We start from the raw sequence: 21250 nt of genomic DNA on the forward strand, positions 1-21250 counted from the left end.
TTAACCCGCCACCGCAAGGCGCCGAGCCTTGCGGTTGGCGCTGCGGGCAAAACACACGAACAGCGCGGCCATGATCGCCAGCGCCATCGGCAGGCCATGGGGCGCAACATCCATGGCCGCACCGCTGAGCAACGGCCCGATCAGGCTGCCAACGCCCCACAACAGCCCGACACTGGCATTGGCGGTCACCAGGTCCTGCCCCTTGAACTGCTGGCCGATCAACACCAGCGCCAGGGTATAGACCCCACCGGCAACCGCCCCCAGCAACACCAGCGCCGGCCACAGCAGCCACTGCACCTGCAGCAGCCAGGGCAAGGCCAGGCCGATCAGCATCGCCACCAGGCCACACACCAGATGCACCAGGGTCCGTTCGCTGCGGTCAGCCAACCACCCCAGGGGCAGCTGGAACAGCATGTCGCCGGTGAGGATCACTGTCACCATCAACGCCGCCACCCCCACGGCAAAACCGTGACTTGAGGCGTACACCGGCATCAGCGAGAGAATCACCGCATCGAAGAACGAGAAGAACAGCACCCCCATGCACAACGCCGGTGCCACGCGGAAGAAGCCTGCCAGGGAGAAGCTCTTGCCGCCCTCCTCGCCATGCTCGACGTGATCGTTGGGCACTGTCAGCACGATACACAGCAGCGCCAGGCCATAGCAGGCGGTAACCACTGCAGTCACCCAGGCGCTTTGCGCACCGACCAGCGCCAACATGGCCGGGCCGAGCATCTGAAAGCCGGTGAACGCAGTGGCGTACAGCGCCATGACCTTGCCGCGGTTGTGCTCTTCGCTCAGTTCATTGACCCAGGACTCGCCAAGAATGATCGCGATGCCCATACCGATGCCCAGGCCCAAACGCAGCAGCGCCAGCAGGTAGATCGAGGAAAAGGCCCACTCGAGCAGGCCGATACTCAAGGTGCACAGCCCAAAGCACAGCAGGTAGATGGTGCGTCGGGTCAGGTGCCGGCAGCAGGCATCGACCATGAACGCCGAGAGCATCATCCCCGCTGCCGGAATGGCCGAGAGGATACCGATCTGTAATGTACTGGCGCCTGTATCGAGCAGACGCAGAGACACCAACGGCAGGCTCGCGCCCAGGCTGAAACCAACAACCGATACCGCGAACAACAAGCCCAGCAACAAACGCGTATTCATTACAACTCCAGACTCACCGGCGCAGGTGCGACATCGCACCCGCGCAGGCGCATACATGACCAAATCAAGTGCACTACAGGCGAGCTCGGCCACGGCAGGACGCCGGGCAATCAGCCGCCAGGTCAGGAGGTGTGAAGGTGAGGCGAGAAGGTAAAGGCGAACAGCACACTGCGCCGACGCTTGAGCACGGTATCGCTCGGCCAGTCGCAGCCACGGGTCAGGATGACCGGCTGAGAGGGCGCGAATGTAAGGCGGAGGCGGCTCATACGTCAGTTACACAGAAAGTAATGGGCGGCACTCTAGGAGAAGCCATGCCACCCGTCAATAGCCCGTCCTTGAGCCTTCAACGCTTACCGGTAGAAGGCAGGAGGATCGCCAGCAGGCCAAACAGCGGCAGGTACGAGCACAGGCTGTAGACGTACTCGATGCCCTTGAGGTCGGCCAGGTAGCCCAGCAACGCCGCGCCGATACCGCCAAAACCGAACATCAGGCCGAAGAAAATCCCGGCGATCATGCCGACATTGCCCGGCACCAGCTCCTGGGCATACACCACGATGGCCGAGAACGCCGACGCCAGGATAAAACCGATGATCACGCTCAGGACGCTGGTCCAGAACAGATCCGCGTATGGCAGCAACAGGGTGAACGGCGCCACACCGAGAATCGAGAACCAGATCACTGCCTTGCGCCCGATGCGGTCACCGATCGGCCCGCCGAAGAACGTCCCGGCGGCCACCGCACCGAGGAACAGGAACAGGTGCAATTGCGAACTGGCCACCGACAGGTCGAACTTCTCGATCAGGTAGAAGGTGAAGTAACTGGTAAGGCTGGACATGTAGAAATACTTGGAGAACACCAGCAGCCCCAGCACCACCAACGCACCGGTCACGCGCCCGCGCGATAGGCCGTGAGTTGCCGCCTGGCCGGCCTTGGCCTTGAACAGGCTCAGGTGTTCGCGATACCAGCGGCTCAAGCCATAGGTCACCAGGACGGCAAACACCGCGAACAGACCGAACCAGGCGACATTGCCCTGGCCGAACGGAATGATGATCGCCGCGGCCAGCAAAGGACCAAACGCAGAGCCGGCATTACCCCCCACCTGAAAGGTCGACTGCGCCAGACCGAAGCGCCCGCCCGAGGCCAGTCGGGCAATGCGCGAGGTTTCCGGGTGGAACGTCGAAGAGCCGATACCCACCAGCGCCGCCGCCAGCAGAATCATCGGAAAGCTGCCGACATACGCCAGCATGACGATCCCCACCAGCGTGCACAGGGTGCCCAGCGGCAGCAGGTTCGGCATCGGCTTGCGATCGGTGTAGAAACCCACCCAGGGCTGCAGCAGCGAGGCGGTGATCTGGAAGGTCAGGGTAATCATCCCAACCTGGGCAAAACTCAGCCCGTAGTTGGCCTTGAGCATGGGATAGATCGACGGCAGCACCGCCTGGATCAGGTCGTTGATCAGGTGCGCCAGGGCGCAAGCGGCGATGATCCGCATGACCAGCGGGCTGCTCTGGGCAGGCGTGTCGCTGGCGGGCGAAATGGACGAGGCACTGCTTACAGCCATGACAAGGTCTTCCATCCGGTGGTTGGGATCCAATTATCCAGAATTCGTTAGCAAGCGCACTATTCTTTTCGACGAACGTGATTTCGACTTTCTTGCTAATGATTCTCAATAGCTATAGCATTTTATGCGTTTCCCAGCCCTTGCTTCCCGCTCAGAGCATCGCACTGCCATGAACTCTTCCCCCACCTCAGTACTACCGACCGAGCCTGGCTACCGCGCGCACAAAGCGCAACGGCGCGAGGCCCCGCGCTCCTGGCTGGGCTGGACCGTCGCCGCCTGTGTTTTACTGGTGGGCGCGCTGGTGTTGATGGTGCAGCTGCCTTACCTGCAACGACTGAACAGCGACGTGGCCAGCGCCGCTGGCGAGCGTCGGCAGATCCAGTTGGCCGACGGTTCGAAACTGATGCTCGACAGCGCCAGCGCGGTGGATGTCGACCTGCGCGGACCGGTACGCAAGGTGCGTCTGGTTCAGGGGCAGGTGTTCCTCGACGTGATCCATGATGGCCGCCCCTTTGTGGTCGAAGTCGATGACACCCGGATTCAGGTGCTTGGCACACGTTTCGCGGTCAGCCGTGGCCGTGACCGCAATGAGGTGATCCTGCTCAAGGGCAAAGTGGAGGTCAGCAGCGCTTTCGGCGAAAAGCGCATGCTCGCCCCTGGCCAGCGCCTGAGTTTGCGCGGCAACAACCTGGGCCAGGTCGAGCGTGTCGATGCCGAACGCCTGCTGGCCTGGCGTGACGGCCAGTTGCGTGCTCGCGATGTGCCATTGCGCGATGTCTTGCAACGGCTGGCCGACTACCAGGGCAGCCGCCTGCTGCTGCTTGATGAACAGGCCGGCCGACGCCTGGTCAGTGGTAACTTCAACCTCAATCAGGCCGCCGATGCCTTCGCTGCCCTGGCCACCACTGAGCAGTTGCGCAGCCACAACCTTGCCGGGCAATTGATCATCGTCCGCTGATCAGCACCGTTGCCACACCACGTAGTTGGTGCTGCTGAGCTACCTGTCCGCTAAGCAGTTGATCGCACGATGAATTTTTTTAAAAAAGAGTGTTGACAGGTATCCGTTTAAAGCGAATAATGCGCGCCACTTGGCTACATAGCTCAGTTGGTTAGAGCATAGCATTCATAATGCTGGGGTCCGGGGTTCAAGTCCCTGTGTAGCCACCAAGTACCGAAAAATGGCTTACCGCAAGGTAGGCCATTTTTTTGCCTTGTGCAATCGACGGATGCCTTCAAGGCCGCTCAAGTGACACACGCGTGATCAAGGGTGTGTAATGCTCAATCCTGATCGGCAAGCTGCGCGCCAGCATGCGCAGCGCCCGCTGACTGTCGTCGGCGGGCAGCACCGCAGTGACCCGCAGCAACTCCAGGTCCTTGGAGTCATACATCAAGTAGCCCCGATGATTGCGCGCCAGGCGCTCAAGCACCTGGTCCAGGGGCTGATCACGCACCAGCAGTTGATGTTGCTCCCAGGCCTGTTCAATCCCTGCCGCATCGATAGACTGCAGCGCCCCCAGCCCCGCCGCATCGAAGCGCACCGCCTGCCCGGCCTGAACCACTACGCGTTTGCCGGCGCTATCGACTTCGGTAGTCGATTCGATCATCGCCACCCGGCTGGAGTCAGGCAGTTGCTCTACGACAAAACGGGCGCCCAGCGCTCGCACACTGCCGTGTTCGGTCAGCACCAGAAACGGTCGCGCGGCATCCTTGGCCACATCCAGCCGGATTTCCCCTTGCACCAGGCGCACCGTGCGGCGCTGACCATCGAACTGCAGATCAACGGCGGTACTTCCATCCAGACTGATGCGGCTGCCATCGGGTAGCTGCCGGGTGCTCCATTGGCCGCTGCCGGTGCGGATGTCAGCCAACAGGTAAGACGGCGGAAACTGCTGCAACGCCAAGCCGATCGGCAACAGCAGCAACGCGGCCAGCGCCAGTGCCTTGATCGGCTGTCGGGCGGCACGCCGCCGGGCAAGGCTGTCGAGGACCGCCCGCGCCGGTTCATGCGGCAGATCGCGCAGCGCCGCCATGCTGTCCTGCAAACGCTCGATAGCCTGCAGATGCTCAGGGTCGGCGTCGAGCCAGTCACGAAAGGCATTGCGCTCGGCCGCGCCGACTTCGCCATCCAGGCGCACCAGCCATTCAGCCGCCTCTTGCAGCACTTGTGCAGAAGGTGATTTGTTCATAGGCACCGGCACCGAGCAGACGCATGAAGGTTTCCTGCGCCATGTCCGCAGTGTTGTGCGGACAATCCTGCTCCTCAGCGCACGTTGGCCAGTACCACCGCCAGCCCCAGACCGATCAGGGCCACACCGATCACCCGATCGACCAGCAACTGCCGATCAAGCATGACCCGACGCAAGGATGCCGAGGAGAAGAACAGCGCGACCAGGCTGAACCACAGCCAGTGGGCCACAGACATGAACAGACCATAACCAAGACTGGTCGCCAGCGAACTGCCCGGTTGTACTACCTGAGTGTAGGCACTGACCACGAACAGCATGGTCTTGGGATTGAGGGCATTGGTCAGAAAACCCGAGCGAAAGGCGGCGAACACGCCAAGCTGGCTGGAAGCGGTGCCGCCATCGAGGGAAATCCGCGTGGTGTTGGTCAACGACTTGTAACCCAGGTAGATCAGGTAGCCCGCCCCCAGCACTTTCATTGCCAGAAACAATGACGGGGTCTGACTGATGATCAGGGCAATGCCCAGCACCGTGTACAACACATGCACCTGCACGCCCAGGGCGATGCCCAGCGCGGCGGACAAACCGGCACGGCGGCCAAAGGCGTAACTGCTGCGGGTGACCATGGCAAAGTCCGCGCCCGGGCTGATCACCGCCAGGACGGTGAACACGGCAACGGCAATGAGTTCGTTCACGAAAAGCTCCTCGATCTGCTAAAAAATCGCACAGACAGGAGCGGGCTTGCCCCGCGATCACTCTGCACACGCCGCCATTATCGAAAGCTTCGTCTACGACCAAAAGCGATTTATAGTGCGCTAAATCCGCTAGTTTTCCTCACAGATATGAAACTTCCCGCACTCTCCGCCTTTCGCTATTTCGACGTCGCCGCGCAGACTCAGAGCTTTGTGCGCGCCGCCGAATTACTGAACGTCACCCATGGCGCCGTCAGCCGTCAGGTGCGCCTGCTGGAAGAGTCTTTGGGGGTGGAGTTGTTCGAGCGGCGCAATCGCGCAATCTTCCTTACCCCGGCCGGCCGCGCCCTGCATGGCACTACCCTGTCGGTGTTCGAACAGTTGCAAGGCGCAGTCCATCGCCTGCAACAACAGGCGCGGGAAAACGTGCTGGTGCTGTCATGCGAGCCGACCATCGCGATGAAATGGCTGATCCCGAGGCTGCCGGCCTTTCATGCCGCCCATCCCGATATTCACCTGCACCTGGTGGCTGCCGGTGGCCCCATCGACTTTTCCCGCAGTGGCGTCGACCTGGCCTTGCGCCGCGATGATTTTCGCTGGGACGCCAGCCTGCATGCGCTGAAGATCTGTGACGAATGGGTGGGGCCAGTAAGCAGCGTCAACCTGACCATCGCGAGTCAGGGCCTGGACGGCCAGCGCTTGCTGCACAGCGCATCACGGCCCAACGCCTGGAGTACCTGGCTGCGCCTGAGCGGCGAGTCGGCCCGAGATACCCAGCGCGCCGACTACGAACATTTCTACCTGTGCATCCAGGCGGCCGTGGCCGGTCTGGGGGTGGCGATGGCTTCATTCCTGATGGTTCAGGACGAAATCGATAGCGGTCAGTTGCAAGCGCCGCGCAGCTTCGTCCAGGACCAATCGGCTTACTACCTGCTCTGTCAGCAAGCAATGGCCGACGACGACAAATGCCGACGCTTTGCCCAGTGGGTCAGCGCGCAGGCCGAAGCCTGCCTGGCTCAATTGCTCTGAGGCTTATAGGCCGTTGGCAAGGCGCAGAAAGACGAGCCGGCGCTGAAGTCCCCGCCCCAGGTGCGAAAGCCCGCCGTGTCGATATGAATGCGCCCTGATGGATAACGGCCCAGGCCCATGTTCCAGGCCTTGCCCTGGGTCTGCCAGAACTGGCACAACGGATTGGGATCGGCCCAGGATGGCAACAACACATCCACCGCAAACGCCCGGGTATGCGCACTGTCTACGGCGCCGCCAGCGCAGCGGTTCAGGCGCGGATCGCGGTAGCTCGAAACCACTTCATAACGCTGCAGCAGGCCCTGATCCCCCAGGGCCTTGAGCAGTTGCAGGGTCGAACGCACCGCCGGCCACTGCGCCGCTGGTGCCACCGCAAAGGGCTGTGCCGAACACAGGCGCCAGTCACTGGCCGAACGCAACAGCTGATAGATCGGCACCACGCCATACAACCGCGCATCCACCAGCATCTGGCGAAACGCCCGGGTTTCATGGTCGCCAGCCCATTGGGCAAACATGTACAGGTCGCGCTCATCGGCGTGCGATTGAGCGCTGCACAGTAGTGTCAGCAAGAGTCCGATTGTGCGCCATGAGGCCATTAGTCTCACTCCTTGGCCGCTCTAAGAGTCACAAGAAGTTAAGCATGGACGCCGGTAATTATCGCGGGGCAAGCCCGCTCCCACCGAGTGGAGGTAAATCTGGTAGGAGCGGGCTTGCCCCGCGATAAAAGCCAACTCAATCTTGAGGACGCAACCGATACTGCGGCGGCAACTGGTCCAGGCCACTGATGGTCGCATTCAGGCTCTTCCAGCGACCGTCCTTGATGCCATAGATACAGCCATGGACCGACAGGCTCTGACCGCGGTGCCAGGCATTCTGGACAATGGTGGTGTGACCAACGTTGGCCACCTGCTGAATCACGTTCAGCTCGCACAGGCGATCAACCCGCTCCTCTTCGGTGGCAAGCTTGGCCAGCTCCACCCGATTCTCGTAATACAGGTCGCGAATCGAACGCAGCCAGCCGTCGATCAGGCCCAGTTGCCGGTCCTGCATCGAGGCGCGGACACCACCGCAACCGTAATGCCCGGTCACCAGAATGTGCTTCACCTTGAGTACATCCACGGCGTACTGGATCACCGACAGGCAGTTCAGGTCAGTGTGCAGCACCACGTTGGCGACATTACGGTGCACGAACAGATCCCCCGGCAACATGCCGACGATCTCGTTGGCCGGCACCCGTGCGTCGGAACAACCGATCCAGAGGAATTCAGGGGTTTGCTGGCGGGCGAGCTTGGCGAAAAAATCCGGATCTTCCTGTTTGATCGCATCAGCCCAGCGTGCGTTGTTATCAATCAGTTCTTGTAGATCGTGCATGTTCGCTTCTCATCAGTTGGATGTTGCCGGGCTACAGTGACGCTCACTTACTCGAACAAGGTACAGGCCATGACCAGCGCATCTTCGCGACCACCGGCAACCGGGTAGTAATCGCGGCGCCGCCCGATTTCATTGAAGCCGTAACGCTCGTACAGGCGATACGCCGACTGGTTGCTGGCGCGCACTTCAAGGAAGCACTCACGGCCGTTCATCTCGTAGGCGCGTTTCATCAGTTCTTCCAGCAGGCGCAAGCCCAGGCCGCGGCCCTGGCTTTCCGGCTTGACGGTGATGTTGAGCAGGTGCGCTTCGTCGATGATCACGTTGATCACGCCGTGGCCCACCTGCTGCTCGCCTTCGAACATCAGCCAGATTTCATAGGATTTTAGCCCGTCGAGGAAAATCCCCCGGGTCCAGGGGTGGCTGAAGGCGGCGTATTCGATCTTCAGTACGGCATCCAGATCCGCCTCGGTCATCCGGCGGAAACTGATCGTGTCACTCATCGCTTGGTTTCCAGCGCGCCATCAGCCGGCGCATGGCTTGCCAGACGTCCGCCTTGCGTTGCGGCTCGTCCATCAACAGTTCAAGGCCAGGCAAGGCCCAGGCAGTGCCCAGCCCCTCAACCGGCAACTCGCGGTAATAAGCCTCGGCGTCCGCCTCACCGGCAAAACGCACGGCAGGCAGGCCAATCAGCCATAAACAGACACAGGGGGCCTCTTCAAGCCGGGCCTGAATGAAGCCCTGGACAAAATCGGTTGCTGCCTGCGGCCCCTGGTCGAGGTTGCCGCGTACCAGCAATGGCCAACGCACCGGCTCACCGACGATCTGCGGGCTGTCGGGCAGACCGGCGGCGCGCAGCATGTCTTTGAGCAACAGATACGAAGGGTCGCGGCTCTGAAACGGCTGACCGGTGGCCAATTCCACCAGCACCAGGCAACTGCCGGCACGCAGCAGTTGCAGCGCGAAACGCGGTGGCGGCACCGGTGCCGGCTTGGCGACCACCGGGGTCGCTTCAGCGGTTTCAGCGGGCTTGCTGGCGACCTTGGGCGTGCTGCCGGGTCGCGGGATCTCGATCTTCGGTCGCTCGCCACTGCGCGCCTGCGGCGCATTGACCGCCGCCCGCACCGGCTCCGCCTGCGGCGCGTCGAACTCGGGCAACACCTCGGGTGCCAGCGGCAGCAACAGCTCCGGGCGCGACGGGGCGGCGAACGGCAGTTCGGTACGCGGCAGCCAGTGCACCACTTGCATGGCGTTGAGGTAAGCGCGGCGGCGGGACTCGATTAACAAGAAGGATCGGCCATCTGTGGATAAGTCAGGGCCGATATTCTAACGTTGTTCGCCGCTCGGCGCCGCTGTTGATCGGCAGAAAACCGCCCGACAGCAGGTTCAAACGATCAGGGGGTGAATCGACAGGCACCTGATGCAGTACAATCGGCGCTTTTATTTGGCAACGAGTCGACCCGCCAATGATCGAACCCAAGCGCGTCCTGCGCGCCCTAGCCGAACACTGGGCCTTGCTTGAGCCGTTGTGCGAGCGCTTCGACGGGGGCACCCTGAGCCTCAGCGAACTGCGCCAGCAACTGGCCAACCAGCAGTTGGAGAGCACGCCCCAAGACATCACCAGCCTGCTCGACGTCTGGATCCGCCTGGATATCCTCGTGCCGGTGGCGAAAAGCCCCAACCGCTTCGAGCTCAACGCACAGATCCACGACTTCCTCGCCTACCTGCGCCGCGAGCACCGCCTGGGCCTGTGCCTGGAGATCGAGGCCTACCTGCGTCACCTCGAGCGCCTGGCCGGACACATCCAGGACGCCTTCGAGATTCGCGATGGCAACGACCTGGCGCGCCAGCTGCGCCTGCTCGACATGCGCGTGCGCGATGTCCTGAAAAAGCTCGACAACGATGAGCAGGCGCTGGTCGCCGTGGCCGAACGGGCCAAGACCAGCGACCGCCAAATCCCCCTGCGCCAGCGTTATGCCGAGGTCCTGGCGACCTGGGACGAATACGTCGAGCCGATGATCCAGTTGGTCAATGCCGATGGCGCCTTCGAACAGGGCGTGCGCAAGGTCGAAACCGTGCTGCTGCGTCTGCTCGGCGAACAGGCCCGCCTCGGCCACCTGGTTGATGACGACATGTTGCTGCGTACCCATGCGCGCATCCTCGAGATGCAGACCAGCGCCCAGCTGACCCTGCGCCATGCCCGCGAACTGCTGCTGCCGCTGCGTGAAGAAGCCCGCCGCCACAACGCCGTGACCCGTGGCGCCGCCCTGGCCCTCTCGGTGATCCGCCGCAAAGGCCTGGATGCGGTCCCGCAGGCGGCCATGCCGATGTTCACCCGCCCGCAGAGCACCTTCCTCGGCAGTGCCAGCCAGGTCGAAGCCTACGTGTATGCCCTGGCCCGCTTCGAACCCAAGCCGGCCAAGTTCCCCAAGGCGCACAAGAGCCACAAGGGCGAGGCCCCGCGCGCGCCGCGTACGGTCAAGGAAATGCTCGAGCGCTGCGAAGGCGCCCTGCCGCTGCCGGACCTGATGGTCTGGCTACTGGACCAGGAGCCCGAAGGCGCCACCGACGAGCTGCTGTACTGGTTCTCGCGCCTGTCGCGGGAAAAACGCTTTACCCGCGAGCGCCTCGAGCGCCGCGAATACCTCACCCGCGAACACCTGGTCAGCCTGCGCTCCTTCGCCCTGACATCGAGCCGCGAACCATCGCCTGAGCCTACTGCGAGCCCTGCCCATGCATCTTGATCTTTCCGAACTGCCTCAGCTCGCACCGATCTTCCGCGAGCTGTTCAAGGGTTTCCACATCAGCCGCCGCGACCCGGAGCTGTACGCCCAACTGTCGAACTTCCAGGACCAGTACCGCGGCCTGTTCAAGGCCCTGGGCTTCGAACTGGTGTGCGACACCCGTGGTTTCTACTATTTCGTCCCGGAGCTGGCCGCCGCGCAGGTCAACAAGACCGCCCAGCGCCTGTCGCTGTTCACCTTCATCCTGGTTGAACACCTGGCCGACCAGGGCCGCGATCCGATGTCGGTCCTTGATGGCGGCAGCCTCGGCCGCGATGAACTGCCATCGATGCTGGAAAAATACCGCGACCTGTTCATTCAGGCCGAAGTGCAAACCCCGGACGAGCTGGAAGAGAAGATCATGCGCCGCATGACCCAGCTCGGCTTTGCTCACGAAGAAAACGGTATCTACCGCTTCCTGCCGCCGATGCACCGTTTCCTCGATGTCTGTCTGTCGGTCCAGCAGGACCGCGACCTGGCCGCCAGCCTGCACAGCGCCCTGCCGCTGCCAACGCCGGTACTGGTCGAGGAAGAGAGCCCTGAAGAACTGAACCGCACCGACGACCCGCTCGACCTCAGCCCGTTCGAAGAAAGCGAAGAAGACGCCTTGGCCCGAGCCATCGCCGAAGAGCAACAGGAGATTGACGCATGAGCCAGGAACGCTACGGCATTCGCCGCTTCGCACTGCTCAACACCGCCGGCTACAGCCTCGGCCTGTTCCCCCTGGAACACCCGCTGTCGGTCTACGGTGCCAACAACCTGGGCAAGAGCGCCTCGATCAACGCCCTGCAGTTCCCGATCCTGGCGCGCATGTCCGACATGAGCTTCGGCAAATACAGCCTGGAGCAGTCGCGCCGTTTCTACTTTGCCAGCGACACCAGCTACATCCTCTGCGAGGTCAACCTGCCCCACGGCCCGCACGTGATCGGCGTGGTCGGTCGCGGCCCGGGCGGCGGTTTCGGCCACCAGTTCTTCGCCTACGCCGGCGAGCTGGACCTGGCGCACTACCAGAAGGACGACACCTGCCTGCGCCAGAAGGAGTTGTTCAACAACCTGGAGCGCAATGGCCTCAAAGCCTACGAGCTCAAGCCTGACGAACTGCGACGCCTGCTGGTCGGCGGCCATACCACAATCCCGCTCGACCTCACCCTGATCCCGCTGCGCTCCACCAGCGAGCAGAGCCTGAAAACCTTCCGCGCACTGTTCATCAACCTGCTGCACATGCGTGAAATCACTGCGGCCAAGCTCAAGCAGTTGTTCCTCGATGCCTTCGAGCACAGCCTGCGCTCGGGTAGCGTCGACTACATCGCCGCCTGCGAAGAGGCCTTCCGCGACGTGCGCCGCATGGAGCAGGACTACAACTCGCTGGTCGCTGCCGGCCCGCTGGTCGAGGCCCTGGCCAACGGCGTGGCCCAGCGCGACATCCTGCGCGGCAAGCTACATCGCCTGTCGCCGCTGCTCGATTCGTTGCTCGGCACCTGGCAGGACTACGCCAGTGCCCGTAAAGAAGAACTGGTGATCCAGGCCGAGCACTATAAGAACGAACAGGACCACCTGCAGAACGACCAGCGCGGCGGTACCCAGGAGCTGATGCGCCTGGAACGCGAAATCACTGGCGTGCAGCGCTGGCTCGGCGAGCTGTCGGTGCTCAAGCACCGCTTCGCCCTGGTCGACGACGTCAAGGTTCTGGAGCAGCAACTGCTGGCCGCCAAGGACGCCCACGACGAACTCGCCGGTGCATTGGCCCAATCCCGTCAGTTCAGCGCCGAAGACCTCGAAGAGCGTCTGCGCGACCTGGAAAAACGCCTGAAGTCGGTCAAGCAGCAGCTCGATCATGCCGACAACAACAGCTATGCGCGCTTGCGCGAAGAGTTCTCGCAGCAGGACGTCGAGCGCTTGATGCGCCTGTTCAACGGCGCGTTGTTCAGCCTGCCACTGGGCGAGCGCGGCATCGAGCTGGATGACAGCGACGTCTGGGTCAAATCCCTGGAAGCGGTGCTCGACGGCTTCAAGGGCGAGCGTTTCGAAGCGCCAGGCCTGTCCATCGACCTGTCGCACATCGAGCCGCCTGCCCTGCAGGCCCTGGCCGACCGTGCCGCCCTGCGCGACCAGAAGGAACGCCTGGAGAAAGAGCTCAAGCAACTCAAGACCCAGCAAGCCGTGGCCGCCGACCGTGCCGCGAGCAAGACCCAGACCGAAGCCCTGTACCAGCAGGTACTGGACGCGCAAAAGGCCCTGGAAGACTTCCGCCGCAGCGAAACCCTGGCCGCCGAAGAAGGTGACAAGCTTGAGCAACTGGCGCAGATGGAAGCGGCCCAGGACGAACTGAAGCGCTCCAGCGACGCCTTCACCGAACGCGTCCAGCAACTGTCGGCCAAGCTGCAACTGGTCGGCCGCCAGATCGCCGACATGGAAGCCAAGCAACGCACCCTCGACGACGCCTTGCGCCGCCGCCAGTTGCTGCCGGCCGACCTGCCGTTCGGCACGCCGTTCATGGAGCCGGTCGACGACTCGATGGACAACCTGCTGCCCCTGCTCAACGACTATCAGGACAGCTGGCAGGGCCTGCTGCGGGTCGACGGCCAGATCGAAGCGCTGTACGCCCAGGTGCGCCTCAAGGGCGTGGCCAAGTTCGACAGCGAAGACGACATGGAGCGCCGCCTGCAACTGCTGATCAACGCCTACTCGCACCGTACCGAAGAAGCCCTGACCCTGGGCAAGGCACGCCGCGCGGCCGTCACCGACATTGCCCGGACCCTGCGCAACATCCGCAGCGACTACGACAGCCTCGAGCACCAGCTGGCGCTGTTCAACCGCGAGATCAACAAGCGTCAGGTGTCCAACCTGGAGAGCTTCCGCATTGTCCTGGCGCCGAACAAGGAAGCGCTCAAGCACATCGACCAGATCATCCACAGCGCCGGCCAGTACGAAGAAGGCGAGACCCTGTCGGTGTTCGACCTGAGCGCCAGCGCCGAGCAGGACAACAAGAACGAAGAGGCCAAGGAGTACCTGGCGCGCCTGGTAGCGGCCAACCACAACCAGCTGGGCCTGAAGGACCTGTTCGAACTGGCCTTCGAGATCACCAAGGTCGGTGGCCAGCCGGTGATCCACACCGACATCGACGGTGCGGCGTCCAACGGCACCACCATGACCATCAAGGCGCTGACCAACATGTACTTGTTGCTGCACCTGATGGACCGCGACCTGGCCGGTCGCGTGCGCCTGCCGTACTACCTGGACGAGGCGGCCGACATCGACGAACGCAACCAGGCGGCATTGCTGGAAACCAGCCTGCAGCTGGGCTTCGTGCCGATTCTGGCGAGTGTGAAGCCGCAGGTCTCGGCGCATGTCGCCATCGACCTGGAAGGCGGCAGCGGGCCGAACGGGATCTACATCGACGAGGCGGACTGGAAGTACATCAGCCGCCGGGATGTGGAGAAGGCGGTGGTGCGCAAAGAAGAAGAGGAAGAAGCTTCAGCCTGAAGCTAATCGCGGGGCAAGCCCGCTCCCACCAGTGGGAGCGGGCTTGCCCCGCGATGAATTCAACCCGGTGTTACTGCTGGGCCCACGGCAAGATCGGAATCGCCGTCACGGCGTTCTGCGGGCTGCCTTCGATCAAGCGGTCCGAGTACACCAGATAGACCAGGGTATTGCGCTTCTTGTCGAGGAAGCGCACCACCTGCATGGTCTTGAACACCAGCGAGGTGCGCTCCTTGAACACCTCATCACCATCCTTGAGCTGCTCCTTGAAGCGAATCGGCCCCACCTGGCGACAGGCGATCGAGGCTTCGGCACGGTCCTCGGCCAGGCCCAGACCACCCTTGACGCCACCGGTCTTGGCCCGCGACAGGTAGCAGGTTACCCCTTCCACCTTCGGGTCGTCGAAAGCCTCGACGACGATACGGTCGTTCGGCCCGACAAACTTGAACACGGTCGACACCTGACCGATTTCCTCGGCCGAGGCCAGCACCGGCAGCGCCAGCAGTGCAGCAGTCACTATCCCTTTGAGCACGGTTGTTTCCTCAGACCAGAATCAGGTTGTCGCGATGCACCAGCTCCGGCTCGGCGCTATAACCCAGCAGGCTTTCGATCGCCTCGGACGACTGCCCGATGATTTTCTGCGCCTCAAGGGCGCTGTAATTGGCCAGACCGCGGGCGACCTCCAGGCCATCAGGGCCGACGCAAACCACCATCTCGCCACGGCGGAAGCTGCCCTGCACGGTCTTGACCCCGACCGGCAGCAGGCTCTTGTTGTCCTTGCGCAAGGCCTTCACCGCGCCGTCGTCGAGCACCAGGGTGCCTCGGGTCTGCAGGTGGCCGGCCAGCCATTGCTTGCGTGCCGCCAGCATGCCGCGCTCAGGCGACAGCAGGGTACCAAGACGCTCGCCGGCCTTGAGGCGGTCGAGCACGCGCTCCAGACGCCCGCCAACGATGATCGTGTGGGCACCGGAACGTGCAGCCAGACGCGCAGCACGCAGCTTGGTCTGCATGCCGCCACGGCCGAGGGCGCCACCGGTGCCACCGGCTACCGCATCCAGGCTCGGATCGTCGGCACGGGCTTCGTAGATCAACTTTGCATCAGGGTTGTTGCGCGGGTCGGCATCGAACATGCCGTCGCGGTCGGTGAGGATCACCAGCAGATCGGCTTCGACCAGGTTGGCCACCAACGCGGCCAGGGTGTCGTTGTCACCGAAACGGATTTCGTCGGTGACCACCGTGTCGTTCTCGTTGATCACCGGCACCACGCCCAGCTCGACGAGCGTGCGCAAGGTACTGCGGGCGTTGAGGTAACGCTTGCGGTCGGAGAGGTCATCGTGGGTCAGGAGGATCTGCGCGGTGTGCCGGCCATGCTCGGCAAAGCTCGACTCCCAGGCCTGCACCAGGCCCATCTGGCCGATTGAAGCCGCAGCCTGCAGCTCGTTCATCGCACTCGGTCGCTTGGCCCAGCCCAGACGGCTCATCCCGGCGGCAACCGCCCCGGACGACACCAATACCAGTTCCACACCCGCCTCATGCAACGCCACCATCTGCTCGACCCAGACACCCATGGCGGCGCGATCCAGGCCCTTGCCATCTGCTGTCAGCAGGGCACTGCCGATCTTCACCACCCAGCGCTGCGCACCCGTCACCTTGCTCCGCATCTTCTTCCAACCTATATAGATCTTTAGATACTAAAACGCCGCTCCAGAGAGCGGCGTTTAGTGTACTGCAACGAATCAGTCGCGCACGTAAATGATTTCCGGACCGTCTTCGTCGTCATCATCCCAATCGTCGTCATCGTCGTCGCCGATGTCGTGCACGCTTTTGACGCCGCTGCGGCGCAAGGCACGCGCGTCGTCCAGCGCCTGCAGCTGGGCACGGGCTTCGTCTTCGATACGCTGATCAAGGTCAGCCAGCTCTTCGGCGTAGGCCGGGTCGTTGGCCAGGCGGTCGGCGCGGTCTTCGAGATAGCGCATGATGTCGCGGCTGAGCTGTTCGGTGCCCTGCTTGGAGATCGCCGAGATCACATAGACCGGACCTTCCCACTGCAGACGCTCGACCACTTCCTTGACGCGCTCGTCACGCTCGTCGTCCATCAGCATGTCGGTCTTGTTCAGCACCAGCCAGCGGTCACGCTCGGCCAGCGACGGGCTGAAGCGAACCAGCTCGTTGACGATCACTTCGGCGGCATCGGCGCTGCTGCTTTCATCCAGCGGCGCGAGGTCGACGAGGTGCAGCAGCAGGCGGGTACGCGCCAGATGCTTGAGGAAACGGATACCCAGGCCGGCACCTTCGGAGGCGCCTTCGATCAGGCCGGGAATGTCGGCGATGACGAAGCTCTTCCAGCGGTCGACACTGACCACGCCCAGGTTTGGCACCAGGGTGGTGAACGGGTAGTCGGCGACTTTCGGCTTGGCGGCCGACACCGAACGGATGAAGGTACTTTTGCCGGCGTTCGGCAAGCCCAGCAGACCGACGTCGGCCAGCACTTTCATTTCCAGTTTCAGGTCACGCTGCTCACCCGGCTTGCCTGGGGTGGTCTGGCGTGGCGCACGGTTGGTACTGGATTTGAAACGGGTGTTGCCCAGGCCGTGCCAGCCGCCCTGAACCACCATCAGTTTCTGGCCAGGCTTGACCAGGTCACCAATGACTTCCTGGGTGGCGGAGTCGATCACCGTGGTGCCGACCGGCACGCGCAGGATCAGGTCGTCGCCTTTCTTGCCGGTGCAGTCGGTACTGCCACCGTTGGAGCCGCGCTGGGCTTCGAAATGGCGGGTGTAACGGTAGTCGACCAGAGTGTTGAGGTTCTCGTCGGCAACCATGAATACCGAGCCGCCGTCACCACCGTCACCGCCGTTGGGACCACCGTTCTCGATGAATTTTTCGCGGCGGAAGCTCATGCAACCGTTACCGCCATCACCGGCTTTGACCCGGATCGATACTTCGTCAACAAACTTCATAAAAACCGCCTCTCGTCAGCTGGACGAGCTGAGTGACACAAAGACATAAGGCTCTTGCAAAAGTGAGCGCGGCGGCCCCGTCACGACAGTAACAACCCACGCCGGCAGCCCATACAAACAGTTTTGCAAGAGACTCACCCCACAAACGAAAAAGCCCCGTCGCGAGACAGGGCTTTTCCAGCGTTCGCGCGATTACTCGGCGACAACGCTCACGTAACGACGACCGAAGGCGCCTTTTACTTCGAACTTGATCTTACCCGCGATCTTGGCGAACAGGGTGTGATCCTTGCCCATGCCAACGCCGTAGCCAGCGTGGAATTGGGTGCCGCGCTGACGCACGATGATGTTGCCAGGAATGATAGCCTGGCCGCCATACATCTTCACGCCAAGGCGTTTGGCTTCTGAGTCGCGACCGTTACGGGTACTACCACCAGCTTTTTTGTGTGCCATGGTTCAATTCTCCAGAAATGGATTCAGGCGATTAAGCCGAAATACCGGTGATCTTGATTTCGGTGAACCACTGGCGGTGGCCCATACGCTTCATGTGGTGCTTACGGCGGCGGAACTTGATGATGCGAACTTTGTCGTGACGACCTTGGGAGATCACTTCAGCAACAACTTTGGCACCAGCAACGACTGGAGCGCCGATGTTCACGTCGTCGCCATTGGCAACCAACAGAACGCGGTCGAAAGTCACGGATTCGCCAGTGGCGACTTCCAGTTTTTCGATTTTCAGGTATTCACCTTCGGCGACTTTGTACTGCTTGCCACCGGTAACAATTACTGCGTACATGGGTATTTCTCCGATAATCCTGCTCACCCAGCTCTTTATAGGAAGAGTATTGGCTGGCATGGCTGCATAGGGCTGGAACGGCCCAGTGCAATTGCGTAAGGCAGGTGCTGCCCAGGAAGTTCAGGGTGCGCGATTGTACGCAAGCCGCTCGCCCCTTGCAAGTCCCGCCCCCGGCCTGCGGGGACCGCGCCTTGACACGCCGGGACCCGCGACCTAGCATGCCGCGCAACCTTTATGGAGCACCTGTGGCCGATGCAACCCCAAGCTTTCTACCGAGCGGTAGCGGACGACTTCAGCGCCGTTGACGAGATTATCAAGAAACAGCTGACTTCGCGTGTACCGCTGGTATCGAAAATCGGCGACTACATCACTTCAGCCGGTGGCAAGCGCTTGCGCCCGCTGCTGGTGCTGCTGTGTGGCAAGGCCCTGGGTCGCGAAGGCGACGACGTGCGCCTGCTGGCCGCCACTATCGAATTCCTGCACACCGCCACCCTGCTGCACGACGACGTGGTCGACATGTCCGGCATGCGCCGCGGCCGGTCCACCGCCAATGCCCTGTGGGGCAACGCGCCGAGCGTGCTGGTTGGTGATTTCCTCTATTCGCGCTCGTTCGAGATGATGGTCGAACTGGGCTCGATGCCGGTTATGCAGATCCTCTCCAAGGCCACCCGGGTCATCGCCGAGGGCGAAGTCCTGCAGCTGTCCAAGGTCCGCGACGCGAGCACCACCGAAGAAGTCTACATGGACGTCATTCGCGGCAAGACCGCGATGCTGTTCGAGGCCTCGACCCACAGTGCCGCCGCCCTGGCCCAGGCCACCCCTGAGCAAAGCGAAGCGCTGCGCACCTTCGGTGATCACCTGGGCGTAGCCTTCCAGCTGGTCGACGACCTGCTCGACTACAAAGGCGATGCGCAAACCCTGGGCAAGAACGTCGGCGACGACCTGGCTGAAGGCAAGCCAACCCTGCCGCTGATCTACACCATGCGTGAAGGCACCGCCGAGCAGGCTGCACTGGTGCGCCAGGCGATCCAGAAAGGCGGTATCGAAGACCTCGAAAGCATCCGTGCGGCGGTCGAAGCTTCCGGTTCTTTGGAGTACACCGCGCAACTGGCCCGCGACTACGTGGCCCGCGCCATCGCCTGCCTGGACGTGCTGCCAGCCAGCGAATACCGCGATGCCCTGGTGGAACTGAGCGAATTCGCGGTCGCCCGTACTCACTGATTCGCCATCTCCCCGATCGCGGGGCAAGTCGAGTCGTCGCACCGCCGCTCCCACAGCAGTTAACCCTGCGGGAGCGGGCTTGCCCCGCGATTGCATTCGCCCTTCCTCAACAAAACCCTATACAATGTAGGTTTTGTACCTGTACGTCTTGAGGAACCCTAGTGAGCACTTTGCCACCCTGCCCTAAATGCAACTCCGAATACACCTACGAAGACGGCGCCCAGCTGATCTGCCCCGAGTGCGCACACGAGTGGTCCGCCGCCGGTGAAGCCGAGGCAGTGAGCGATGAAGCGGTCAAGAAGGATTCGGTGGGCAACGTCCTGCAGGACGGCGATACCATCACCGTGATCAAGGACCTGAAGGTCAAAGGCACCTCGCTGGTGGTCAAGGTCGGCACCAAGGTCAAGAACATCCGCCTGTGCGATGGCGACCACGACATTGACTGCAAGATCGACGGCATCGGCCCGATGAAGCTGAAATCCGAGTTCGTCCGCAAGGTCTGAGTTCCGGTGGTTTCGGGGCTGCCAGCCAGCCTCGAAACATCCCGCCAAACACCATTGGGCGATTTTTTCCCAATAGTCTCTTGCTATTTTGATAATAAGAATTATTCTCATTGGACACCTCCAAGGAGAATAGCCATGACTTATCTGATAGACGCCTGGCTTGACCGCCCGCATCCTTACCTGCGCATCCTGCACCGGGAAACCGGTGAAGTCTGTGCCGTGCTCGAACAAGAAGCACTGGACGAACTGCGCGATCAGGGTGACCTGGACCTTAACGGTTTGAATTCAAGTGAGCCGATTGTGCTCAAGGAACTGGTGAGGAACCTGTTCCTGTTCTGCTATGCGCGGGCGTTGCGCCCTGGCGGTGGAGCCGAGTGGAACTGAACAGCATCGCGGGGCAAGCCCGCTCCTACAGGATTGTGCAATCTCTGTGGGAGCGGGCTTGCCCCGCGACAGGCCTTACAGTACGTCCAGCAGCTCGACGTCGAACACCAGTACGCTGTGCGGCGGGATGCTGCCAACGCCCTGAGCGCCGTAAGCCAGCTCGCTCGGAACGTACAGGCGCCATTTGCTGCCGGCGTTCATCAGTTGCAGGGCTTCGGTCCAGCCAGCGATCACGCCGCTGACCGGGAACTCTGCTGGCTGGCCACGCTCGTAGGAGCTGTCGAACACAGTGCCGTCGATCAGGGTGCCGTGGTAGTGAGTGCGCACGCTGTCGTCACGGCTTGGCTTGGCGCCTTCACCGGCGGTCAGCACTTCGAACTGCAGGCCCGAAGCCAGAGTGGTGATGCCGTCACGCTTGGCGTTTTCAACCAGGAAGGCCTTGCCTTCACCAGCAGCAGCTTCGGCCTTGGCCGCGGCTTCAGCCTGCATGATTTCACGGATGACCTTGAAGCTGGCCGACAGGTCTTCTTCGCTGACGCGGCTGTCTTTGCCGTTGAAAGCGTCGGTCAGGCCGGCCAGGATGGCGTCCAGGCTAACACCCGGTGGCGGGTTGTCACGCAGTTGGCCACCCAGCTGACGGCCGATGCCGTAGCTGACGCGAGTTTCGTCGGTAGACAGGTTGATTTCGGACATTTGCTTGCTCCGCTGCAGGGCGCACGACAACCGCGCCCTTTATGAAAAGGGCGAGCAGCCTAGCACACTGCGGCAAAGCTGTTCAGCTACCAGGCAGAGCGGCGTGGCATCGGGATTTTCAGGTCGCCGTCACCGGCGCTGCCTGCGCCGCACATCTCGTCATCCATCGACCAGTGCACCATGTGCACCGGCACGGCTGGCAAACCGTTGAGTAGACGCTGGGCATCGACCACTGAATGTACTTTCACGCGTTGCCCATGCTTGTCATCCAGAGGATGGGCATGACCTTTTACCCGTGCCTCAATGATGAAATCGCCGCCTTCGAGGGCGATCAGGTTGAGCTCTTCGACATGACCGGCCTTGGCCTCGGTGTTCAGTTGTTGAAGGTTCATGGTGATACCTCGCTACTGGAACGTTGAGCAGGCACTTCAAGTGACGGTTCATT

Annotated in this window: 24 protein-coding genes and 1 tRNA gene; 9 read left to right on the forward strand and 16 right to left on the reverse strand. The window is 62.2% G+C overall.

The window, feature by feature from the left end; genetic code table 11:
• The 3 genes from PSAKL28_RS22965 to PSAKL28_RS22970 form a co-directional block, all read right to left on the reverse strand.
• Entirely contained in the window at positions 1–1158 is a 1158-nt protein-coding gene (locus PSAKL28_RS22965; RefSeq protein ID WP_038614762.1) for an MFS transporter, read from the reverse strand.
• A gap of 122 nt (positions 1159–1280) precedes the next feature.
• Positions 1281–1424 (reverse strand): hypothetical protein, encoded by a 144-nt coding sequence (locus tag PSAKL28_RS27940; RefSeq protein WP_167335106.1) that lies wholly within the window; start codon positions 1422–1424, stop codon positions 1281–1283.
• A gap of 77 nt (positions 1425–1501) precedes the next feature.
• Entirely contained in the window at positions 1502–2719 is a 1218-nt protein-coding gene (locus PSAKL28_RS22970; protein ID WP_038614764.1) for an MFS transporter, read from the reverse strand.
• Between the two features lie 169 nt (positions 2720–2888).
• Here PSAKL28_RS22970 and PSAKL28_RS22975 point away from each other — a divergent pair, with 169 nt between their 5' ends.
• Positions 2889–3677, forward strand: coding sequence for a FecR family protein (locus PSAKL28_RS22975; RefSeq protein WP_051939548.1), 789 nt, complete (start codon positions 2889–2891; stop codon positions 3675–3677).
• 132 nt (positions 3678–3809) lie between these two features.
• Positions 3810–3886: transfer RNA gene (locus PSAKL28_RS22980), tRNA-Met, on the forward strand.
• A 65-nt stretch (positions 3887–3951) separates the two neighbouring features.
• On the opposite strand, the gene PSAKL28_RS22985 is transcribed toward PSAKL28_RS22980, so the two are convergent.
• Entirely contained in the window at positions 3952–4905 is a 954-nt protein-coding gene (locus tag PSAKL28_RS22985; RefSeq protein ID WP_038614766.1) for a FecR family protein, read from the reverse strand.
• A 74-nt stretch (positions 4906–4979) separates the two neighbouring features.
• Positions 4980–5597: a LysE family translocator gene (locus PSAKL28_RS22990; protein WP_038614768.1), complete on the reverse strand. Its 618-nt coding sequence runs from the start codon at positions 5595–5597 to the stop codon at positions 4980–4982.
• Positions 5598–5744: 147 nt separating this feature from the next.
• On the opposite strand from PSAKL28_RS22990, the gene PSAKL28_RS22995 reads away from it, so the two are divergent.
• Positions 5745–6623, forward strand: a complete 879-nt coding sequence (locus PSAKL28_RS22995) for a LysR substrate-binding domain-containing protein (protein ID WP_038614769.1) — start codon at positions 5745–5747, stop codon at positions 6621–6623.
• Here the strand turns inward: PSAKL28_RS22995 and PSAKL28_RS23000 are convergent.
• The 4 genes from PSAKL28_RS23000 to PSAKL28_RS23015 all read right to left on the reverse strand — a co-directional run bounded on the left by PSAKL28_RS23000 (position 6611) and on the right by PSAKL28_RS23015 (position 9275).
• A complete protein-coding gene (locus PSAKL28_RS23000) occupies positions 6611–7216 on the reverse strand; it encodes a D-Ala-D-Ala carboxypeptidase family metallohydrolase (RefSeq protein ID WP_038614771.1) in 606 nt (201 codons plus the stop codon). The genes PSAKL28_RS22995 and PSAKL28_RS23000 overlap by 13 nt on opposite strands.
• 136 nt (positions 7217–7352) lie before the next feature.
• Positions 7353–7991 (reverse strand): carbonate dehydratase, encoded by a 639-nt coding sequence (gene can, locus PSAKL28_RS23005; RefSeq protein WP_038614773.1) that lies wholly within the window; start codon positions 7989–7991, stop codon positions 7353–7355.
• 47 nt (positions 7992–8038) lie between these two features.
• Positions 8039–8491: a ribosomal protein S18-alanine N-acetyltransferase gene (gene rimI / locus PSAKL28_RS23010; RefSeq protein WP_038614774.1), complete on the reverse strand. Its 453-nt coding sequence runs from the start codon at positions 8489–8491 to the stop codon at positions 8039–8041.
• The gene (locus PSAKL28_RS23015) at positions 8484–9275 is read right to left on the reverse strand and encodes a hypothetical protein (RefSeq protein ID WP_038614776.1); all 792 of its coding nucleotides are present in this window, start codon (positions 9273–9275) and stop codon (positions 8484–8486) included. Before PSAKL28_RS23015 ends, rimI begins: the two co-directional genes overlap by 8 nt.
• 179 nt (positions 9276–9454) lie before the next feature.
• On the opposite strand from PSAKL28_RS23015, the gene mksB reads away from it, so the two are divergent.
• Genes mksB through mksF form a run of 3 tightly spaced genes read left to right on the forward strand, consistent with a single transcriptional unit; the run spans position 9455 to position 14254 of the window.
• Positions 9455–10732 (forward strand): Mks condensin complex protein MksB, encoded by a 1278-nt coding sequence (mksB, locus tag PSAKL28_RS23020; RefSeq protein ID WP_038614777.1) that lies wholly within the window; start codon positions 9455–9457, stop codon positions 10730–10732.
• On the forward strand, positions 10722–11423 hold the full coding sequence (gene mksE, locus PSAKL28_RS23025; protein WP_038614780.1) for an Mks condensin complex protein MksE: 702 nt from the start codon (positions 10722–10724) through the stop codon (positions 11421–11423). The genes mksB and mksE overlap by 11 nt, the downstream gene beginning before the upstream one ends.
• Positions 11420–14254, forward strand: coding sequence for an Mks condensin complex protein MksF (mksF, locus tag PSAKL28_RS23030; protein WP_038614783.1), 2835 nt, complete (start codon positions 11420–11422; stop codon positions 14252–14254). Before mksE ends, mksF begins: the two co-directional genes overlap by 4 nt.
• Before the next feature lie 70 nt (positions 14255–14324).
• Here the strand turns inward: mksF and PSAKL28_RS23035 are convergent, their stop codons facing one another.
• The 5 genes from PSAKL28_RS23035 to rplU form a co-directional block, all read right to left on the reverse strand.
• Positions 14325–14783 carry a CreA family protein gene (locus PSAKL28_RS23035; protein ID WP_038614784.1) on the reverse strand — a complete coding sequence of 153 codons (459 nt, stop codon included), beginning with the start codon at positions 14781–14783 and terminating at the stop codon, positions 14325–14327.
• A gap of 10 nt (positions 14784–14793) precedes the next feature.
• On the reverse strand, positions 14794–15912 hold the full coding sequence (proB, locus tag PSAKL28_RS23040) for a glutamate 5-kinase (RefSeq protein WP_038614787.1): 1119 nt from the start codon (positions 15910–15912) through the stop codon (positions 14794–14796).
• A 75-nt stretch (positions 15913–15987) separates the two neighbouring features.
• Positions 15988–17211, reverse strand: a complete 1224-nt coding sequence (gene cgtA, locus PSAKL28_RS23045; RefSeq protein ID WP_038614790.1) for an Obg family GTPase CgtA — start codon at positions 17209–17211, stop codon at positions 15988–15990.
• A gap of 192 nt (positions 17212–17403) precedes the next feature.
• The gene (gene rpmA, locus PSAKL28_RS23050; protein ID WP_010225698.1) at positions 17404–17661 is read right to left on the reverse strand and encodes a 50S ribosomal protein L27; all 258 of its coding nucleotides are present in this window, start codon (positions 17659–17661) and stop codon (positions 17404–17406) included.
• A 31-nt stretch (positions 17662–17692) separates the two neighbouring features.
• Positions 17693–18004 (reverse strand): 50S ribosomal protein L21, encoded by a 312-nt coding sequence (gene rplU, locus PSAKL28_RS23055; protein WP_038614793.1) that lies wholly within the window; start codon positions 18002–18004, stop codon positions 17693–17695.
• 252 nt (positions 18005–18256) lie between these two features.
• Between rplU and PSAKL28_RS23060 the strand changes: the two genes are divergently transcribed.
• The 3 genes from PSAKL28_RS23060 to PSAKL28_RS23070 all read left to right on the forward strand — a co-directional run bounded on the left by PSAKL28_RS23060 (position 18257) and on the right by PSAKL28_RS23070 (position 20112).
• Complete coding sequence (locus PSAKL28_RS23060) at positions 18257–19225, forward strand: polyprenyl synthetase family protein (RefSeq protein ID WP_038614796.1); 969 nt, start codon at positions 18257–18259, stop codon at positions 19223–19225.
• Between the two features lie 161 nt (positions 19226–19386).
• On the forward strand, positions 19387–19728 hold the full coding sequence (locus PSAKL28_RS23065; RefSeq protein ID WP_038614799.1) for a zinc ribbon domain-containing protein YjdM: 342 nt from the start codon (positions 19387–19389) through the stop codon (positions 19726–19728).
• A 135-nt stretch (positions 19729–19863) separates the two neighbouring features.
• Entirely contained in the window at positions 19864–20112 is a 249-nt protein-coding gene (locus PSAKL28_RS23070) for a PA4570 family protein (protein ID WP_038614802.1), read from the forward strand.
• A gap of 75 nt (positions 20113–20187) precedes the next feature.
• Here PSAKL28_RS23070 and bamJ read toward each other — a convergent pair whose 3' ends face one another.
• Together bamJ and PSAKL28_RS23080 are read right to left on the reverse strand one after the other, a co-directional pair.
• Entirely contained in the window at positions 20188–20805 is a 618-nt protein-coding gene (bamJ, locus tag PSAKL28_RS23075) for a BamJ family beta-barrel-assembly machinery protein (protein WP_038614805.1), read from the reverse strand.
• Between the two features lie 86 nt (positions 20806–20891).
• The gene (locus PSAKL28_RS23080) at positions 20892–21197 is read right to left on the reverse strand and encodes a DUF6482 family protein (RefSeq protein WP_038614808.1); all 306 of its coding nucleotides are present in this window, start codon (positions 21195–21197) and stop codon (positions 20892–20894) included.
• Between the last annotated feature and the right edge of the window lie 53 nt (positions 21198–21250).

This window comes from Pseudomonas alkylphenolica (assembly GCF_000746525.1).
GTDB classification, from domain to species: domain Bacteria; phylum Pseudomonadota; class Gammaproteobacteria; order Pseudomonadales; family Pseudomonadaceae; genus Aquipseudomonas; species Aquipseudomonas alkylphenolica.

Coding starts and splice junctions, on each gene's coding strand:
- PSAKL28_RS27940 (WP_167335106.1), bottom strand. CDS start 1,424: ATGAGCCGCCTCCGCCTTACATTCGCGCCCTCTCAGCCGGTCATCCTG.
- can (WP_038614773.1), bottom strand. CDS start 7,991: ATGCACGATCTACAAGAACTGATTGATAACAACGCACGCTGGGCTGAT.
- PSAKL28_RS22995 (WP_038614769.1), top strand. CDS start 5,745: ATGAAACTTCCCGCACTCTCCGCCTTTCGCTATTTCGACGTCGCCGCG.
- mksF (WP_038614783.1), top strand. CDS start 11,420: ATGAGCCAGGAACGCTACGGCATTCGCCGCTTCGCACTGCTCAACACC.
- rpmA (WP_010225698.1), bottom strand. CDS start 17,661: ATGGCACACAAAAAAGCTGGTGGTAGTACCCGTAACGGTCGCGACTCA.
- proB (WP_038614787.1), bottom strand. CDS start 15,912: ATGCGGAGCAAGGTGACGGGTGCGCAGCGCTGGGTGGTGAAGATCGGC.
- PSAKL28_RS23070 (WP_038614802.1), top strand. CDS start 19,864: ATGACTTATCTGATAGACGCCTGGCTTGACCGCCCGCATCCTTACCTG.
- rplU (WP_038614793.1), bottom strand. CDS start 18,004: ATGTACGCAGTAATTGTTACCGGTGGCAAGCAGTACAAAGTCGCCGAA.
- PSAKL28_RS22985 (WP_038614766.1), bottom strand. CDS start 4,905: ATGAACAAATCACCTTCTGCACAAGTGCTGCAAGAGGCGGCTGAATGG.
- PSAKL28_RS22970 (WP_038614764.1), bottom strand. CDS start 2,719: ATGGCTGTAAGCAGTGCCTCGTCCATTTCGCCCGCCAGCGACACGCCT.
- PSAKL28_RS22975 (WP_051939548.1), top strand. CDS start 2,889: ATGAACTCTTCCCCCACCTCAGTACTACCGACCGAGCCTGGCTACCGC.
- PSAKL28_RS22965 (WP_038614762.1), bottom strand. CDS start 1,158: ATGAATACGCGTTTGTTGCTGGGCTTGTTGTTCGCGGTATCGGTTGTT.
- rimI (WP_038614774.1), bottom strand. CDS start 8,491: ATGAGTGACACGATCAGTTTCCGCCGGATGACCGAGGCGGATCTGGAT.
- PSAKL28_RS23000 (WP_038614771.1), bottom strand. CDS start 7,216: ATGGCCTCATGGCGCACAATCGGACTCTTGCTGACACTACTGTGCAGC.
- cgtA (WP_038614790.1), bottom strand. CDS start 17,211: ATGAAGTTTGTTGACGAAGTATCGATCCGGGTCAAAGCCGGTGATGGC.
- mksB (WP_038614777.1), top strand. CDS start 9,455: ATGATCGAACCCAAGCGCGTCCTGCGCGCCCTAGCCGAACACTGGGCC.
- mksE (WP_038614780.1), top strand. CDS start 10,722: ATGCATCTTGATCTTTCCGAACTGCCTCAGCTCGCACCGATCTTCCGC.
- PSAKL28_RS23060 (WP_038614796.1), top strand. CDS start 18,257: ATGCAACCCCAAGCTTTCTACCGAGCGGTAGCGGACGACTTCAGCGCC.
- PSAKL28_RS23080 (WP_038614808.1), bottom strand. CDS start 21,197: ATGAACCTTCAACAACTGAACACCGAGGCCAAGGCCGGTCATGTCGAA.
- bamJ (WP_038614805.1), bottom strand. CDS start 20,805: ATGTCCGAAATCAACCTGTCTACCGACGAAACTCGCGTCAGCTACGGC.